At 75.3% G+C, this 15689-nt stretch carries 13 protein-coding genes; 3 read left to right on the forward strand and 10 right to left on the reverse strand.

Features of this window, described 5'->3' with window-relative positions:
* Positions 1–8 precede the first annotated feature (8 nt).
* Complete coding sequence (locus tag HKK73_RS17025; protein WP_253705688.1) at positions 9–1379, forward strand: ADP-ribosylglycohydrolase family protein; 1371 nt, start codon at positions 9–11, stop codon at positions 1377–1379.
* A 39-nt stretch (positions 1380–1418) separates the two neighbouring features.
* Here the strand turns inward: HKK73_RS17025 and HKK73_RS17030 are convergent, their stop codons facing one another.
* The 7 genes from HKK73_RS17030 to HKK73_RS17065 all read right to left on the reverse strand — a co-directional run bounded on the left by HKK73_RS17030 (position 1419) and on the right by HKK73_RS17065 (position 10943).
* Positions 1419–3569, reverse strand: a complete 2151-nt coding sequence (locus HKK73_RS17030) for a metallophosphoesterase family protein (RefSeq protein ID WP_171468459.1) — start codon at positions 3567–3569, stop codon at positions 1419–1421.
* Positions 3570–3805: 236 nt separating this feature from the next.
* Positions 3806–5476: a collagen-binding domain-containing protein gene (locus tag HKK73_RS17035; RefSeq protein WP_171468460.1), complete on the reverse strand. Its 1671-nt coding sequence runs from the start codon at positions 5474–5476 to the stop codon at positions 3806–3808.
* A 245-nt stretch (positions 5477–5721) separates the two neighbouring features.
* Positions 5722–6918, reverse strand: coding sequence for a PaaX family transcriptional regulator C-terminal domain-containing protein (locus HKK73_RS17045; protein ID WP_085387196.1), 1197 nt, complete (start codon positions 6916–6918; stop codon positions 5722–5724).
* Positions 6915–8213, reverse strand: a complete 1299-nt coding sequence (gene kynU, locus HKK73_RS17050; protein WP_171468461.1) for a kynureninase — start codon at positions 8211–8213, stop codon at positions 6915–6917. Before kynU ends, HKK73_RS17045 begins: the two co-directional genes overlap by 4 nt.
* Complete coding sequence (locus HKK73_RS18980) at positions 8210–9283, reverse strand: amidohydrolase (RefSeq protein WP_216608008.1); 1074 nt, start codon at positions 9281–9283, stop codon at positions 8210–8212. Before HKK73_RS18980 ends, kynU begins: the two co-directional genes overlap by 4 nt.
* Positions 9280–10149 (reverse strand): tryptophan 2,3-dioxygenase, encoded by an 870-nt coding sequence (locus HKK73_RS17060; RefSeq protein WP_171468462.1) that lies wholly within the window; start codon positions 10147–10149, stop codon positions 9280–9282. The genes HKK73_RS18980 and HKK73_RS17060 overlap by 4 nt, the downstream gene beginning before the upstream one ends.
* A 104-nt stretch (positions 10150–10253) precedes the next feature.
* A complete protein-coding gene (locus tag HKK73_RS17065) occupies positions 10254–10943 on the reverse strand; it encodes a histidine phosphatase family protein (RefSeq protein WP_171468463.1) in 690 nt (229 codons plus the stop codon).
* Between the two features lie 79 nt (positions 10944–11022).
* Here HKK73_RS17065 and HKK73_RS17070 point away from each other — a divergent pair, with 79 nt between their 5' ends.
* A complete protein-coding gene (locus HKK73_RS17070; RefSeq protein ID WP_171468464.1) occupies positions 11023–11964 on the forward strand; it encodes a ribonuclease Z in 942 nt (313 codons plus the stop codon).
* 176 nt (positions 11965–12140) lie between these two features.
* Here HKK73_RS17070 and HKK73_RS17075 read toward each other — a convergent pair whose 3' ends face one another.
* Positions 12141–12566, reverse strand: a complete 426-nt coding sequence (locus HKK73_RS17075) for a ChaB family protein (protein ID WP_171468465.1) — start codon at positions 12564–12566, stop codon at positions 12141–12143.
* Positions 12567–12681: 115 nt separating this feature from the next.
* Between HKK73_RS17075 and HKK73_RS17080 the strand changes: the two genes are divergently transcribed.
* Positions 12682–13353 carry a hypothetical protein gene (locus HKK73_RS17080; RefSeq protein WP_171468466.1) on the forward strand — a complete coding sequence of 224 codons (672 nt, stop codon included), beginning with the start codon at positions 12682–12684 and terminating at the stop codon, positions 13351–13353.
* Positions 13354–13446: 93 nt separating this feature from the next.
* Here HKK73_RS17080 and HKK73_RS17085 read toward each other — a convergent pair whose 3' ends face one another.
* Both HKK73_RS17085 and HKK73_RS17090 read right to left on the reverse strand, forming a co-directional pair.
* Positions 13447–14232, reverse strand: a complete 786-nt coding sequence (locus HKK73_RS17085) for a glycerophosphodiester phosphodiesterase family protein (protein ID WP_253705689.1) — start codon at positions 14230–14232, stop codon at positions 13447–13449.
* Complete coding sequence (locus HKK73_RS17090; RefSeq protein ID WP_171468467.1) at positions 14229–15617, reverse strand: ABC transporter substrate-binding protein; 1389 nt, start codon at positions 15615–15617, stop codon at positions 14229–14231. Before HKK73_RS17090 ends, HKK73_RS17085 begins: the two co-directional genes overlap by 4 nt.
* Between the last annotated feature and the right edge of the window lie 72 nt (positions 15618–15689).

Here is a 15689-nt window from a genome sequence, read left to right on the forward strand (position 1 = left end):
ATCACGTCGTGACGACGACGCCCGTTCCCCGCCCGGCAGCCCTCGACCCGCTCGACCACGGACTGCTCGACCGCGCGTCGGGGGTGCTGCTCGCGCAGGCGGCGGGCGACGCGCTCGGCGTGCCGTACGAGTTCGCGCAGCCGCCCGGACCCGGGCACCGCGACGAGGTCGCGGTCATGCGCGGGGGCGGGCTCGGCCCGTACGCGCCCGGCGAGTGGAGCGACGACACCCAGATGTCGGTGTGCGTCGCGCGCGTGACGGCCGCGCACGACGTCCTCTCCCCCGTCCCGGACGCGTTCGGGGCGACCCCGCTGGACGAGGTTGCCGCCGCGTTCGAGGCGTGGCGCACGGGCGGCGCGTCCGACGTCGGGACGCAGACCGCCGCCGTGCTGCGCGACGCCGCCGCCCGCCGTGGTCCCGCCGCGACGCGCCTGCGCGAGGCGTCCGCGGCGCTGCACGCGGCGACCGGTCGCACGGCCGGGAACGGCGCGCTCATGCGGACGGGGGTCGTCGGGCTCGTCGCGCTCGGCGACCGGGACGCGACCGCCCGCGTGGCGCGCGCCGTCGCGGAGATCACGCACACCGACCCGCTCGCCGCCGAGTCGTGCGTGCTGTGGTCGGAGGCCGTGCGCGTCGCGGTGACCGAGCAGCGGCTCGACGTGCGGGCCGGCCTCGACCTGCTCGACGCGGAGGCCGCGGCGCGCTGGTCGGCGTGGGTCGCGGACGCGGAGTCCGCCCGGCCCGAGGCCGACCTCCGGCAGAACGGCTTCACGGTGACCGCGCTCCAGGCGGCGTGGCGTGCGATCGCGACGACGTCCCCGCCCGAGCGCTCACGGTTCGCGGGCCGGGACCACCTGGTGGCGGCGCTCCAGGCCGCGGTGGCCGTCGGCGGCGACACCGACACCGTCGCGGCGATCGCGGGCGCCCTGCTGGGCGCGCGGTACGGCGCCCGCGCGGTGCCCGAGGAGTGGTCCGCGGCCGTCCACGGCTGGCCGGGGATCGGCCGCCGCGTGCTCACGGCGCTGGCGCGCCGCACCGCCCAGGGCGGCCTCGTGCGCTCCGAGGCGCTCGTCCTGCCCGACGGCGACGCGCGCCCCGTGCAGCACTGCCCGCTGTGCGGGACGCTGCTCCGCGAGAACCCCCGCTACCCGCGCCACGTGTGCGGGTGGTGCGGGCAGGACGTCACCGACGAGACGGGCCGTCCCGTCGTGCTGGCGAACGCGAGCCTCACGGGCGGGTACACCGCGCAGCGCCCGGACGGATCGCCCGCGTCGGCCGACGTGCTCGCGGGGCGGGTCTGGATCGACGGCGTCGCGCTCCGCGCGCAGGAGGCGCGGTTCGGCGGGGTCGTCGTGCAGCCGCTCGACGACCCCGCCTGAGCCGGCAGCGCGTTCGCGCCACCGGAAGGACGAGCGGCCTCAGCCGCAGGAGACCGCCGGGAAGGCGACGTCCTGGGCGGAGGAGGCGCCGCCGTCGGGCAGGGTGCCCGTGACGGTGACGGACCCGGCGTCGGCCGCGACCGCCCGCGTCGAGAACGACTGGTACGCGGCCTTGCCGGGCGCGACCGCCGCGACCGTGCGCGTGCCGAACGGCGTCGCGAGGGTGACGTCGGCCGGGATGTCACCGGTGTTCGTCGCGCGGACCGCGACGTACGCCGTGCCCGCGAGGCAGCGGGCGCTGGTCTCGACGGCGAGCGCGGGGCCCGCCTCGTCCTCGCGCTGGAGCGTCACCCGGTCGACCACGCGCTGCGACCCGGTCGCGTACGTGGTGACGGTGAGCGACGTGGGCGTGACGTCGAGGTCGGAGTAGCTGGCCTCGCGCGACTGCTCCCAGCGCGCCGTCCACGGCTTGGCGCCGTCGAAGTCGTAGAACTTCGAGCCCGACGACGAGTTGCCCGTGAGGTAGAGGACCTGGTCCTCCTCCGGGGTGAGCACGTCGCCCTCGGCCGGCGCCGCGGCCGGGACGACCGGCGTCGCGCCCTCCATGAGGTACGAGCGGGTGTAGATGTGGTCGTGGCCCGCGAGGACGAGGTCGACGCCGAGGTCGCTGAAGACGGGCGAGAGCGCCTCGCGCATGCGCACCACGTCCGTGTCGCGCGAGTGGAACGCCTGGCTGTAGAGCGAGTGGTGGAACGTCACGACGACCCAGTCGTACTCGTCGCCGTGCGTGCCGACCACGTCGCGCAGGAACGCCTGGTGCCCCGCGATCTGCGTCGCGGACGAGTCGTTCGAGTCGATCGCGACGACGAGCACGTTGTTGTACGCGTACCAGTAGTCGCGGCGCTGCTCGGCCGAGAGGTTCGGCATCGCGTAGTGCTGGTCGTAGAGCGCCGACGCGGTGTCGTGGTTGCCGTCCTGGACGGCGAAGCGCAGCTCGCGCATCTGGCGCGGCGCGAGGAAGCCCGCGTACTGCTGGCTGCTGCCCGCGTTCTCCACCTGGTCGCCCGCGGAGATGAGGAACGCCGTGTCCGGGTGTCGCTCGGTCATGGTGTCGAGGTTGGCGGCCCAGCGTGCCGCGTCGTTCGCGGCGTTGCCGCTCGCACCGATCTGCGCGTCGCCGACGAACAGCGCGGAGAACTCGTCCCCGAACGTCCCCGTCGTGAAGGTCGACGGCGCGGACCAGCCGGTCGCCGCGCTGCCCACGCGGTACGCGTACGCCGCGTCCTCCACGAGCCCGGTGATCGTGGCGTGGTGGTACGTCGCGCCGTCCGCGGCCGCGCCGTTCCGGGACGACGACGTCGCCGCCGTCCGCCAGTCGACCTCGCTGCCCGTCTCGTCGGCCCGGGTCCACTGCACTTCGCCCGCGCCGGGCAGCGTCGAGAACCACGCGACGTTGGCCTGCGTCTCGTCCGCGCCGACGTTCAGGGCGACGTCGCGGACCTCGCCGTGCGTCGGGACGAGCGAGCGGACGTCGAGGTAGATGTCCGAGCTCGTCGGCGCGTCCTGGTAGAGCGCGACGGAGATCGTGTTCTCGCCGGGCTCGAACGCGTCGGCCGGGACGACGAACGTGCCCGTCACCGGGTCCGTGCGGCCGTTGCCGTGGTACTGGAGGTTCTCGGTGATCTTCCGGTCGTCGTCGCCGAGGCGCACGACCTCCTCGCCGTTCACGTAGACGATCGCGGCGTCGTCGTAGACGATCTCGCCCTCGAACGCCGGGACGCCGTCGAGGTCGGCCGCGGTGAGCTCCACGTCGGTGCGGAAGAAGAACGTGGGGACGTCCGTCGTCGTGCCCTCGATGTACTGGGTGAGGAGCGTCGTGATCGGGAAGGCGGCGCCGATACCCGTCGCTGCGCCGCGCTTCGCGCCGAACGCGCCCGTCGCGGACTTCCACGCGGAGTCGTCGAAGGCGGTGGTCGTCCACACGCGCTGGTCCGCGGCGGATCCCGCCGGGTTCGTGTTGTCGTCGAGGTAGCGCCAGGTCGTGCCGGACGTCGAGAGCAGGGACTCGTCGGCGGCGGCCGTCGAGGTCGCGGTCGCGGCGACGAGCGCCGTGCCGACGAGCGAGACGGCGAGCGCCGACGCCGCCGCGCGCGCGAGCGCGCCGGGCAGCCGGGAGGCGTGCGGGTTCATGGGTTCCTTCGCAGGTCAGGGGTCCGCGCGGCGACGACCGTCGGACCACCGTGGCGGCGTCGGACCCGTGGTGGGAAGCGCTGTCACAGTAGGGAGCGGGGATGGCTCCCACGCGTCGTCGCGGTGAACGCGCGGCGGCGGCCAGATGGCCGTCCTCCGCCCGGCCCGGGAGACGCACGACGCCGCGCCCCCCGGAAGGGACGCGGCGTCGAGGCCTGCGACGAGGGGAAGGCGGCTCAGGCGCCCCGGCGCCGCCGGAGGACGAGGACGCCCGTGCCGAGCGCGACGAGCAGGAGCGCGGCGATCGCGACACCGGCGGCCTGCACGCCGGTCGTCGCGAGACCACCCGTGCCACCGTCGGCCGGTGCTCCCGGCCCGTCGGGCGTGCCCGGCACGTCGGGCGTCGTGGGCACGGTCGGGTCCGTGGGCACGGTCGGGGTCGTCGGAGTCGTCGGAGTCGGCGCGGGCGTGGGCTCGAGCGGCCGGTCGGCGGTGTTGGTCAGCGTCACGGCGACGTCCGCGGCCACGGCGACCTCCAGCCGCACCGTCCCGTCGTCGCCCGGCTCGACCGCGCCGCCGTCGACCTGCCAGGTCGGCTCGCCCCACTCCACACCCTCGACCGCCGGGAAGCCGGGCTCCCCGAGCACGACCTCCGCCCCGACGGGAAGGTCGTCGAGCGTCGCCGATCCGCCCACCGGGACCGTCAGCTCGCCGGCAGCCCCGTCGATGGCGTACGCGACGGTGAACGCGGTGCCCGCGGGGACGACCGACGCGGCGTCGCCCACCACCCGCTTGGTCACGGTGAGGCTGCCGCTCTCGGCGGGCACGGTGCCGCACGGGATCGACCCGGCGAACAGGTAGGCGTGCGCCTCCCCGCCGAGCAGCGTGAGGTCGCGCGCCACGACCTGCCCGTCGAGCGGGGACGCCTCGACGGTGAGGTCGGCGGTCGGCGCGTACACCGACCCGTCCAGGCGCGCCCCGCCGGCACCGAGCGTGATCGGGCCGTCGAGCCGCGACAGGTCCCACATGACGAACGAGGCCGCCTTGCCGGCTTCGCCGAACACGGAGCCCTGGAGGTCGGTCGTCCCGGCCGGGACGGAGACGATCAGCGGGGCGTCGGCCGACGGGAGCACGCCGTCGGCGAACTGCACGGTGTACGCGTCCGCGATCGCCGCGTAGTCGACGACGTTCGGCCGCCCGGCCTCGAGCGCGGAGAGGACGACGCGGTCGCCGACGTCCTCCGTCACGGAGAGCACGTGCGCTGCGCCGCTCGGCACGAGGTCGGCGAGGCACCGGCGGACCTCGGCGGCCCCCGTGGCACCCGTCTCGACGTACGCCGCCACGGAGCCGCGCTCCGTCGCCACCGTCGCGGCGCCGTCGGGCCACTTCTGGTTCGTGGCGTCGACGGCGGGCGAGTCGTCGAGCGACGTGCGGTACCGCACCCAGTCGGCGCGCTGGTACGTGCCGAACGCCGGGTCGTCACCCACGACCTTGAGGTAGCCCTGGAGCGCTGCACCCCGGTCCGCGGGCGCACCGCCGTTCGTGATCTGGACCGTCCCCGACGTCGGTGCGTAGCCGCCCACGAGGAGACGGGTGGGGTCGCCGTCGACGGTGGGGATCGTGTAGTCGGCAGTCCCGGCCGCCTGGTGGAGGATCGCGTACATGCCCCCGTCGGCACGGACGGACAGCTCGCCGCCGACCGCGACCGAGCCCTCCGTCTCGTGGTTGCCGAGGTGGGCGTCCTCGCGGGCGTAGACGCTGAACCCCCCGGCCAGGTCGAACGGGTTCACCGGTGCGTCGGCGGCGACGGCGCCCGACGCGGGCAGCACGAGCGCGGCGCCGGCCAGCGCGACGACGGCTGCGGCAGCGGTGCGGCGCCGGCCGGAACGAGTGGTTGACTGCGGCAACAGACGTGAGGGCAGCATCGAGCGGACAGCTCCATCGGGTGGGGTAGGGGTCGGTCCCGACGGACCGGGACCGGCCCGTCCCTCTCACCGTAGGCCGGACTGGACGGGCGTCCAGAACGCGTGGCGGGTGAAGTCGCTCCGGTGTGATCGACCCCACCTCACCCGTGCGCACGAGCGGCCGGACCTGTCGGTCATGTCGGGCTGCCGACCATCCGCGAGAGGCTGCGCGTGCGCGGGGCCCCAGGTCAGGAGATGACGAGGCTCGCGATCAGCCCGTCGCGCAGGCGGACGGTGAACGTGCCCGGCCCGTTGTACCCGTCCCCCGAGACCGTGAGGTCGAGCAGCACCTCGTCGGGTGTCGCCCCCGGCCGCAGCCCGGAGACCTCGAAGTGCGAGCGCTTGCCGATGTTGTCCGTCCGGTCCCAGCTCGCGAGCTCGGTGCGGCCGCGGAAGCGGCGGCCCCAGTCGTCGAGGATGGCGTCCTCGGTGAACGCGGTCAGGAACCGGGCGGTGTCGCCTGCGTTCGTCGCCTCGACGAGGGTCCGCACCGCGGCCGGAAGGTCGTGCGTCACGTCGCTCATCCCCTCACTGTGCTCCCCTCGGTGCCCGACGACGACCCGGACGTGGTGCGACGCGGCGTCCGCGAGCCCGTGCCCGAGCCGGCCGAAGAGCGCGACGCTCGCCGTCCCGGGCCAGTCGGCGGGCAGCGCGACCGACGGCAGCCCGGGGTCGGCGTACGGGATCGGCCGCCAGTCGTCCACGGCCCGCACCCAGCGCGCGAACGCGTCGCGCGGCTCGTCCGCTCGAGCGGACGGGGCGCCGTCGGCCCCCGCGTTGTCGTGCCGGGCGAGGAAGGTGCGGTGCAGCGCCGCGACCCGGTCGAGGTCCCACCAGCGCGCCGCCGCGTCCGCGAACGACCCCGCGACGCGCGGCGCCCCCGCGAGGAACACCGTCGCGGCGTCCCGGACCTCCAGCGCCACGAGGATCTCCTCGACCTCGTCCACGAGGTGACCGGGCGTGATCCACAGCCCGTCCGCGACGCTCCCCGCACCGATCCACGCGAGGTGCCGGCGCAGCTGGTGCCGCGCGTCGCGCCGTTCCTCCGGCAACGAGTACGACACGAGGCACCACGGGTCGTCGTCGCCCTGCTGCCGGTACCCGAAGATGCGCCGGTCGCCGCGCGCGAGCATCGGCCCGGCGTCGGGCGCGAGCCGGTACCCGGCGCGGCCGTCGTCGAGCGTCTCGGGCACGAGCAGGCCCTTGGCCTTGACGCGCGAGACCGCGCTGCGCGCCCCCGCGGGCGGCACGCCGAGCGCGCCGAGCAGGTCGACCAGGTCCGCCACCGCGACCGCACCGCCCAGGTCCCGGACGTACAGCCCGACGACGGTGCGCAGCAACGACGTCGTGCTCCCGGGCCGGGAGTCGAGGTCGTCGAGGATCACGCGGGCCCGGCCGCGCCCGGCACCGTCGGCCCGCTCGGCCGGCCGCCGAGGACCTCGGCCAGGGCGTCGCGCACCGCCTCGACGCCGACGCGCACCTCGTCGAAGCTCGTCGAGAGTGGGGACAGGCCGAGGCGCAGTCCGTTCGGGCGGCGGAAGTCGGGGATCACGCCGCGCTCCCAGAGCAGCGGGAGCGTGGCCTCGAACGCGTCGTGGTCGACGGTCACGTGGCTCCCCCGGCGCTCGGGGTCGCGCGGCGACGCGTACCGGACGCCGAGCGGGAGCAGCAGGTCGTCCACGAGGGCGGTCGCGTGCTCGGTGAGCGCGACGGACTTGGCGCGGACCGCCGCCATCCCGGCCGCGTCGACGAGGTCGAGCATGTCCTGCATCGCGAGCATCCCGACGATCGTGGGCGTCCCCGAGAGGAAGCGCCGGACGCCGTCGTGCGGCGCGTACGCCGGACCCATCTCGAACGGCGCCGCGCTCCCCATCCAGCCCTGGATCGGCTGCGTGAGCGCGCCCTGGAGGTCGGCGCGCACGTAGCCGAACGCGGGCGCGCCGGGACCCCCGTTGAGGTACTTGTACGTGCAGCCCGCCGCGAGGTCGACGCCCCACGCGTCGAGCTCGACCGGGACCGCGCCCGCGGAGTGGCACAGGTCCCACAGGACGAGCGCCCCGGCGTCGTGCGCGAGCGTCGTGATCGCGGCGGCGTCGCTCACGTACCCCGACCGGTACGCCACGTGGCTGAGCAGCACGAGCGCGGTGCGGTCGGAGAGGACCTCCGCCACCTGCTCCGGGGTCACGCCGCCGTCGTGGTCGGGCGTGATCCACCGCAGCGTCGCGCCGTGCTCGCGCGCGACGCCCTCCAGCACGTACCGGTCCGTCGGGAAGTTCCCGGCGTCGAGCACGATCTCGTCGCGGCCCGCGACCTGCGGCGCCGAGAGCGCGGCGCGCACGAGCTTGTAGAGGATCACCGTCGTCGAGTCCCCGACGAACGTCTGGCCCGCCGCCGCGCCGAGCGTCACCGCGCCGATCCGGTCGCCCAGCGTCAGCGGGAGCTCGTACCACTCCTCGTCCCAGCCCCGGATGAGCCGTGCGCCCCAGACGTCGGTCGCGAACCGCGCGAGCCGCTCGGCCGACGCGCGCGTCGGTCGGCCGAGCGAGTTCCCGTCGAGGTAGGCGGTGACTTCGTCGGAGCCGACGAACGCGTCGCGGAACCGCGCGAGCGGGTCCGCCGCGTCCAGCGCGGCCGACCGCGTGGCGTGGTCGGTGGTCGTGGCATCGGTGCGGTCGGTCATCGCCGGTCCTCCGGGGTGCGGGGTGCGCGCGGCGCACCGTGGGGCTCGGGTCGCGCCACGACGACGGCGCGCGCGAACCACGCGGCCACGTCGTCGGGGTCGTCGAGATCGGGCGGGTCGCCGGGGACCCAGGTCGCGGCGCCGTCGGGGTCGGGCGCGGCGCCGTCGTGCGCGATCGCGCCCAGGAGGGCGTGCGCGTCGAGGCCGGCCTCCGCGAGCGCCCGCAGCTCGCGGGCGTTCACACCGGGCGGGAGCGGGCCGTTGCCGAGGTCGGTGCCGTAGACGACCGTCCCGCCGAGCGCGACGAACCGCCGCACGTTGTCGATCGCGACGTCCTGCTCGGCCGTCGGGCTCCCCCACCCGTGCACGTCGAGCGTGCTCACCCAGCTCACCCGCCCGACCGGACCCACCGAACCCACCCGGCCACTCCCCGCCCCGCCGAGCACGGGGTTACGGTCGCCATCCGGCTCATCTCGCCCGTAACCCCGTGCTCGACCGGGTGGAACGGCGTGGTCGGCGGGGCGGGGGCCGGCCATCGCCGCCAGGAGGTCGTCGGGCAGGCGCTCGCTGAACGGGGCGTGCGCCAGCCGGTCGACGCCCGCCTCGAACGCACGGGCCGCCATGCCGCGCCCCTCCACGTGCGCGACGACGTCCCTGCCCCGCGCGTGGGCGTGACCGACGAGCGCGGCGAGGGTGACGTCGTCGGGCACCGGACCGGCGCCGGAGTGCAGGGCGACCTTGACGAACGAGGCCCCCGCGGCAACCTGGCGGTCGACGGCGGCGACGGCCGCCTCGGGCGAGCCGACCTCCTCGACCGACCCGGCGGGCGCCCACGACCGGTCCGACGGGTAGCCGCCGGGGGCGGTGAGGAACGCGCCCGCGAACGCGACGACCGGGAAGCCGGGGCGTCCGGACCAGGTGCGCGCGACGTCGGGCACCCACCCGAGGTCGTGCACGACGGCGATCCCGCCGCGCCGCACCGCGACCGGGTCGACGAGGCCGAGGTGCACGTGCGCGTCCGCGAGCGGCGGGAGCCAGGTGCCGCCGTCGCCCGCCCGGCCGAGGCTCACGACCGCCCGATCTCGGTGCGGACGGCGAACAGCTCGGGGAAGAACGTGAGGTCGAGGGCGCGCTGGAGGAAGCCGACGCCGCTCGACCCGCCCGTTCCGCGCTTGGTGCCGATGATGCGCAGCACCGTCTTCATGTGGCGGAACCGCCAGAGCTGGAAGTTGTCCTCCAGGTCGACGAGCTCCTCGCACGTCTCGTACGCCGACCAGTACGTCTCCGGGTCGTCGTAGATGCGCCGGAAGACCTCGACGAGGTCGTCGTCGAGCGTGTGCGCGACCGTGACGTCGCGGTCCAGGACGCGCTGCGGGACGTCGTGGCCGTGCCGCGCGAGGTGGCGCAGGAACTCGTCGTAGACGCTCGGCTCGGCGAGCAGGCGGGCGAGCTCGGCACGCGCGTCCGGCTCGGCGTCGAACACGTCGAGCATGCGCGCGTTCTTGTTCCCCAGCAGGAACTCGACCGCGCGGTACTGCCACGACTGGAAGCCCGACGCGTGCCCGAGGAACCCGCGGAACTGCGCGTACTCGCTCGGCGTGAGGGTCGCGAGCACGGACCACTGCTCGGTGAGCGTGCGCTGCACGTGCTTGACGCGCGCGACGCGCTTGAGCGCGGCGCCCAGCTCGTCGGCGGCGAGCAGGTCGCGCGCGGACAGGAGCTCGTGCAGCACGAGCTTGAGCCAGAGCTCCGTCGTCTGGTGCTGCACGATGAACAGCATCTCGTCGTGGTGCTCCGGGTCGCTCACGGGCGCCTGCGCGGCGAGCAGCGTGTCGAGGTGCAGGTACGACCCGTACGTCATCTGCTCGCGCAGGTCCGTGACGATGTCGGACTCGAGCGCGCGCTCGTTCGGCGCGGGCAGCGGTGCGTCGGCCATCCGTCGAGCGTATGTCACGAACGTGACGACCGCCAGGTCCGTGCGATGCATAGGAAATGACGCAATGATCTGATCATTGCGTCATTCCGACCGAGTGGTAGGGGTCAGTCGTCCGCCGCGGCGCGGCGCTCCTCCTCGTCGACGGACTCGCCCGTCGGGTCCTCCGCGACGAGGTCGTCGAGGAACGCGCCGCCCAGCGGCCCGTCGCTCAGCCCGACGAACCGCCAGCCCGACGCCGGGTCCCCCTCGACCTCGACGAGCCCGGTGTTCGCGAGCGGGGTCCACGCGAGCCGGTCGACGTCGACGCCCGCGGCGCGCGCGCACGCCCACGCGCGGATCGCCGCACCGTGCGACACGACGACGGCGGTCTCCCACCCGGTCCGCGCGACGGCGGCGAGGGCGTCGTCGTACCGGTCGAGGAACTCGGTGCCGTCGGGGCCGCCGGGCACCCGCCGGTCGGGCTCGCCACGGCCCCAGGCGAAGACCGTCTCCAGGTAGAGAGCGTGGTCGTCGTGGTCGGCGGACATCTCCAGGTCGCCCGCGTCGACCTCGCGCAGGCCGTCCAGCTCGAGCGGCTCCAGACCGTGGTGCTCGACGAGCGGCGCCGCCGTGAGGTGCGTGCGCACGAGCGTGGACACCGCGACGCCGTCGACCACGCGGCCCGAGAGCGCGTCCGGGATCGCCGCCGCCTGGCGCGCCCCGAGGGCGGTGAGGCCCGGCCCGGGCAGGGCGGTGTCGAGCAGGCCGGCGACGTTGGACGGGGTCTGTCCGTGACGGACGAGGAGCAGGCGCATGGTTCTCCGGTTCTCGGGTGCGGGGGTCTCCTGCCACCCTACGAGCCCGGCAGCGAGCGCGGCGTGGCACGCTGGGCCCATGTCCCGCCGCGAGCTCGTCGTCCTGGGGACGGCCAGCATGGTCCCGACCCGCACGCGTAACCACAACGGGTACGTCCTGCTCTGGGACGACGAGGCGATCCTCTTCGACCCCGGTGAGGGCACCCAGCGGCAGATGACGTTCGCCGGCGTGTCGGCGACCGACCTCACCCGCATCGCGATCACGCACCTGCACGGCGACCACAGCCTCGGGCTCGCGGGCGTCTCCCAGCGCATCAGCGGCGACGGGGTGCGGCACACGATCGGGGTGACCTACCCGGCGTCGGGCCAGCGGTGGGTGAACCACCTGCTCGACGCGAGCGCCCACTACCGCCGCGGCCACCTGGAGCTCCAGCCGGTCACGACCGACGGCGTGGTCCCGCCCGTCCCCGGCCGCCCCGCGCCGGGCTTCACGCTCCGCGCCGAGCGCCTCGACCACACGATCGAGGCCGTGGGCTACCGCCTCGACGAGCCCGGCGGCCGCTCGCTCGACCCCGCGCTCCTCGCCCGCCACGGGCTCGCGGGGCCCGTCGTGGGCGAGCTGCAGCGCGCGGGCCGCGTCACGACGCCCGACGGCCGGACCGTGACCCTCGACGACGTGAGCGGCCCCCGGCCCGGCCAGTCGTTCGCGTTCGTCATGGACACACGCTTGTGCGACGCCGTGCACCGGCTCGCGGACGGCGTCGACCTGCTCGTCATCGAGTCGACGTTCCTCGACCGCGACCATGAGCAGGCCGAGCGCTGGGGCCACCTCACGGCCCGGCAGGCGGCGACGGTCGCGGCCGAGGCGGGCGTCCGGTCGCTCGTCCTCACGCACTTCTCCCAGCGCTACCCCGACCCGACGGAGTTCTGGCGCGAGGCCCGCGAGGTGTTCGACGGCGAGCTCACCGTCGCGCAGGACCTCGACCGCGTGCGGGTCCCCCACCGCCGTCGGCCCGCCTGACGCCGACGAGCCGACCGCCCGAGGACCACGGCTCTACCTCGCGGGACCGGAGCTCTACCTCGCGGGACCGGAGCTCTACCTCGCGAACCGGAGCTCTACCTCGCGGAACCGGGGCTCTACCTCGGCGAGGTAGAGGCGTGGTCGCGCGAGGTCGAGGCGTGGTCGCGGGGTGGGGGTCAGTCGCCGCGGGCGCGGCGGGTCGCGCGGTCGTTGGCGCGCTGGATCGCCTCGACGAGCTCGTCCTTGGTCATGGTCGACCGGCCGTCGACGTCGAGCCTGCGGGCGACGTCGAGCAGGTGCTCCATCGTCGCGTTCGCGTCGACGCCCCCGGCGGTGTCCGTGGTCGAGTCGAGCCCGCCCTCCTCGGCGCGCTCGTCGGACGGGCCGGGCACGTCCTTCGGCTCCCAGTGGTCGCCGATCTTCTCGTGCGTGTGCTTGAGCGCCGCGAACGCCACGCGCCGCGCGCGCTCCTCGGAGCCGTACTGCTCCATCGCGGCGTCGTAGGCCTTCGCGAACGTGCGCTGCGCCTTCTCGTCCGAGCGCTGCAGCGTGCTGGGGATCTCGGACTGCTTCGCGTCGCCGTCGCGCGTCGTCTTCGGCACGGGTCACCTCCTGCTGCCCGACGGCGGTCGCCGCCTCCCCCGAGCGTCCCGCCCCGCGCGACGGCTCGCGCGCCGAACGGGGGCGTGCCCGCCAGGCGCGGCCTACGCTGCCGGGATGTCGAGCGTCCTGCGGTTCCGCGGCCGCATCGCGGGCTGGGGCACGGCGTCCGGGACGCGGGTCGTCGTCGGGCGCTGGGACGCGTCGCCGTTCGGCGCGTTCGCCGACGTCATGGTCGAGCGGCCCGACGGCGAGCGCCTCCTCCTCGCGCCGTCGCGCCCCGTCGCGGAGCTCGTCGCGTCGACCTACCGCTTCGACCGGGTCGTCCTGGTGCCGGTCGTCGTCACGGACGAGCCGGCCCACGCCGTGCCCGCTGCCGCGGGCGGCCACGCGGCGCGTGCGCGCCCGGGCCGCGGCCGTCTGCCGGGCTGGCACGTGGTGGCCGGGCCGCTCGAGGCGCGGCTCGCCGTCGGGCCGCGCACCGTCCTGGGTCACGTGCTGCGCGTGGTGCCGCGCCGCGTCGCGACGTCGCGGCACGCGACCGTGCTCACCGACCCCGTCGCGCGCGTGCTGCTGCGCGGGGTCCGGACGCGGGGCAGCGCGGGGCCGGGGCGCACCGAGCACTACGGCGCGACCGACGTCCGCGCGCTCGTCGCCGCGCAGACGTGCTGGGACGGGACGTCGTTGGGCGACCTGCGCGACGTCGTCCCACCGGTCCGGTTCGGCTTCGGGTCGACGCCGCCCCGGCCGAGCGTGACCGACGTCGTCACGACCATCGTCGTGCGCTGACCCCGGGAGGCGTCCGCGGCGGGACGCGAGACCGGGGCCGCGCGCCGGACGACGAGCGTCCGGCGCGCGACCCCGGTGGGACCGGTCCGGGCCTCAGACCCCGCGGGCCGCGAGCCAGCCCGCGAGCCGGTCGGGACGGTCGGTGATGATCGCGTCCACCCCGAGGTCGACGGCGGCGGCCCAGTGCGCGGGCTCGTTGAGCGTCCAGACCGCGACCTCGAGACCGGCGTCGTGCAGGCGCTGCACCAGGCCGGGGTCCTCCAGGAGGAGTGCGCCCATCGGGTTGCACGTCACGACGTCGAGCTCCGCGCACCGCGCGAGCACGTCGTCGTCGAGCGCCACGACGAGCAGCCCGCGGCGCAGGCCCGGGTCGGCCTCGCGCAACGCGGCGACCGTCTCGGGCCAGAAGCTCTGCGCCACGACCCGGTCGGCGATGCCCGCGAAGCGGATCGGCCCGGTGACGCGCCGCACCTGCTCGACCGTCCACGACCCCTTGAGCTCGAGCAGCAGGTCGGTGCCCGGCCGCCGCACGAGGAGGTCGACGACCTCGCCGAACGTCGGCACGCGCTGGCCGCCGAACGCCGGGGAGAACCACGACCCGGCGTCGAGCGCCCGGATCGCCGCGCGGTCGAGCCGTGCGACCGTGCCGCTGCCGGACGTCGTCGCGTCCACGGTGTCGTCGTGGATGACGACGGGCTCGCCGTCGGCCGTGAGCTGCACGTCGATCTCGATGCTGTGCGCGCCCGCCCGCCACGCCGCCTCGAACGCGGCGAGCGTGTTCTGCGGGGCGACGGAGCTGTTGCCGCGGTGCGCGATCACGCGCGGGCGCGCGGCCCGCTCCGGCACCGCACCCGTGGGCGCGAGGGCGGTCGCCGTCACAGGTACGGCTCCACGTTCTCGCTGTACGCCGTCTCGATGCGCGGCGCGACGGACTCGAACGCGGCCGCCGGGTCCGCGCCCTCGATGACGATCTGCTCGATCGCCTCGTTGAGCAGCGCGTCGGCGCCCGGGATGAAGACGCGCGCGTCGTCCTGCGGGCGCGCCTTGTCGGCGAGCTGGTCGACGGCCGTGCGGAACTGCGGCGTCGCCTCGTAGATGGCCTTCATGGTGTCGGACTCGACGGCCGACGTGCGCACCGGCATGTAGCCCGTGTTCTGCGAGAAGTACGCGGTGTTCTCGGTGTCCGTGAGGAACGCGAGGAACATCGCCGCGGCGAGCTGCTGCTCGGGCGACTTCGACGCCGGGATGGCGAGCCCGGTGCCGCCGGTCGGGGTGCCGCCGCCGTCCGGCCCGTCGGGCAGGTACGCCGTGCCGACCTCGAACGACGCCGCGTCGAGCGCGCCCTTGAGCGAGCCCGTCGAGCCGATGGTCGAGGCGATGAGACCCGACGAGAAGTCGACCATCGCGTCGTCCGCGGAGAGCGTCGCGACGCCCTTCTCGTGGAAGAGGTCGTGCAGGAACTGGCCGCCCGCGACCGACTCCTCCGAGTCGAGCGTGAGGTCGAACCCGTCGGAGTACGCGCCGCCCTGGCCCCAGATCATGTTCTCGAACCACCACGCGCCCCACGACGGCCCGGTGGACAGGCCGAGCGTCGAGCCGCCCGACGGGACGAGCGGCTTGAGCGACGCGTCCCACTCCTCGAGCTCCGCCCACGTCTCCGGCCCGCGGTCGGGCAGGCCGGCCGCCGCCCACAGGTCCTTGTTGTAGTAGAAGAGCGGCGTCGAGCGCGCGTACGGCACGGCCCAGTGCTGGTCGTCGTACTCGTAGTCCGCGTAGAGCGCGGGCTGGAAGTCGTCCGCGTCGGCGTCGACGAACTCGAGCACGTCGTCGAGCGGCAGGATCTGGTCGTTGAGGTGGTAGCGGAACCACCACACGTCGGACGCGATGACGACGTCCGGCAGCTCGTCGGTCTGCGAGGCGGCCTGGAAGCGCTGGGCCACCTCGTCGTAGTTGGCGCCCGCGGTCACGAGGTCGACCGTGATGCCGGACTCCTCCTCGAACCGGTCGATGAGCTCCTGCTCGATCTCCTGCGACGTGCCGGGGTGGTTGCTCCACCACGTGATCTCGGACGCGGGCTCGACGGCCGACCAGTCGACGGCCTCGGCCGCCGCGTCGTCGCCCGCGGTACCGGCGCCGTCGGCCCCGGCCACGCTCGGGCCGGCGCACGCGGTGAGCGCGAGGGCGGTGACCGCCGTGAGGGCGGTGGCGGCGGCGCGGGCCCGACGGCGGCGCGCGGGCCGGCCGGGTGCGGTGCGGTGGGACACAGGTGCTCCTTCAGGTCGTGCACCGGGTCTCGGTGCGCTTCGGGGAACCCGGACCGCTGCGGGCGGGCCGGG

The sequence above is a fragment of the Cellulosimicrobium sp. 72-3 genome, assembly GCF_013127315.1.
Lineage (GTDB): Bacteria > Actinomycetota > Actinomycetes > Actinomycetales > Cellulomonadaceae > Cellulosimicrobium > Cellulosimicrobium funkei.

Excerpts from the sequence above, each read along its gene's own strand:
- HKK73_RS17030 (WP_171468459.1), bottom strand. The coding sequence starts at position 3,569 with ATGAACCCGCACGCCTCCCGGCTGCCCGGCGCGCTCGCGCGCGCGGCG.
- kynU (WP_171468461.1), bottom strand. The coding sequence starts at position 8,213 with ATGACCGACCGCACCGATGCCACGACCACCGACCACGCCACGCGGTCG.
- HKK73_RS17060 (WP_171468462.1), bottom strand. The coding sequence starts at position 10,149 with ATGGCCGACGCACCGCTGCCCGCGCCGAACGAGCGCGCGCTCGAGTCC.
- HKK73_RS17065 (WP_171468463.1), bottom strand. The coding sequence starts at position 10,943 with ATGCGCCTGCTCCTCGTCCGTCACGGACAGACCCCGTCCAACGTCGCC.
- HKK73_RS17070 (WP_171468464.1), top strand. The coding sequence starts at position 11,023 with ATGTCCCGCCGCGAGCTCGTCGTCCTGGGGACGGCCAGCATGGTCCCG.
- HKK73_RS17080 (WP_171468466.1), top strand. The coding sequence starts at position 12,682 with ATGTCGAGCGTCCTGCGGTTCCGCGGCCGCATCGCGGGCTGGGGCACG.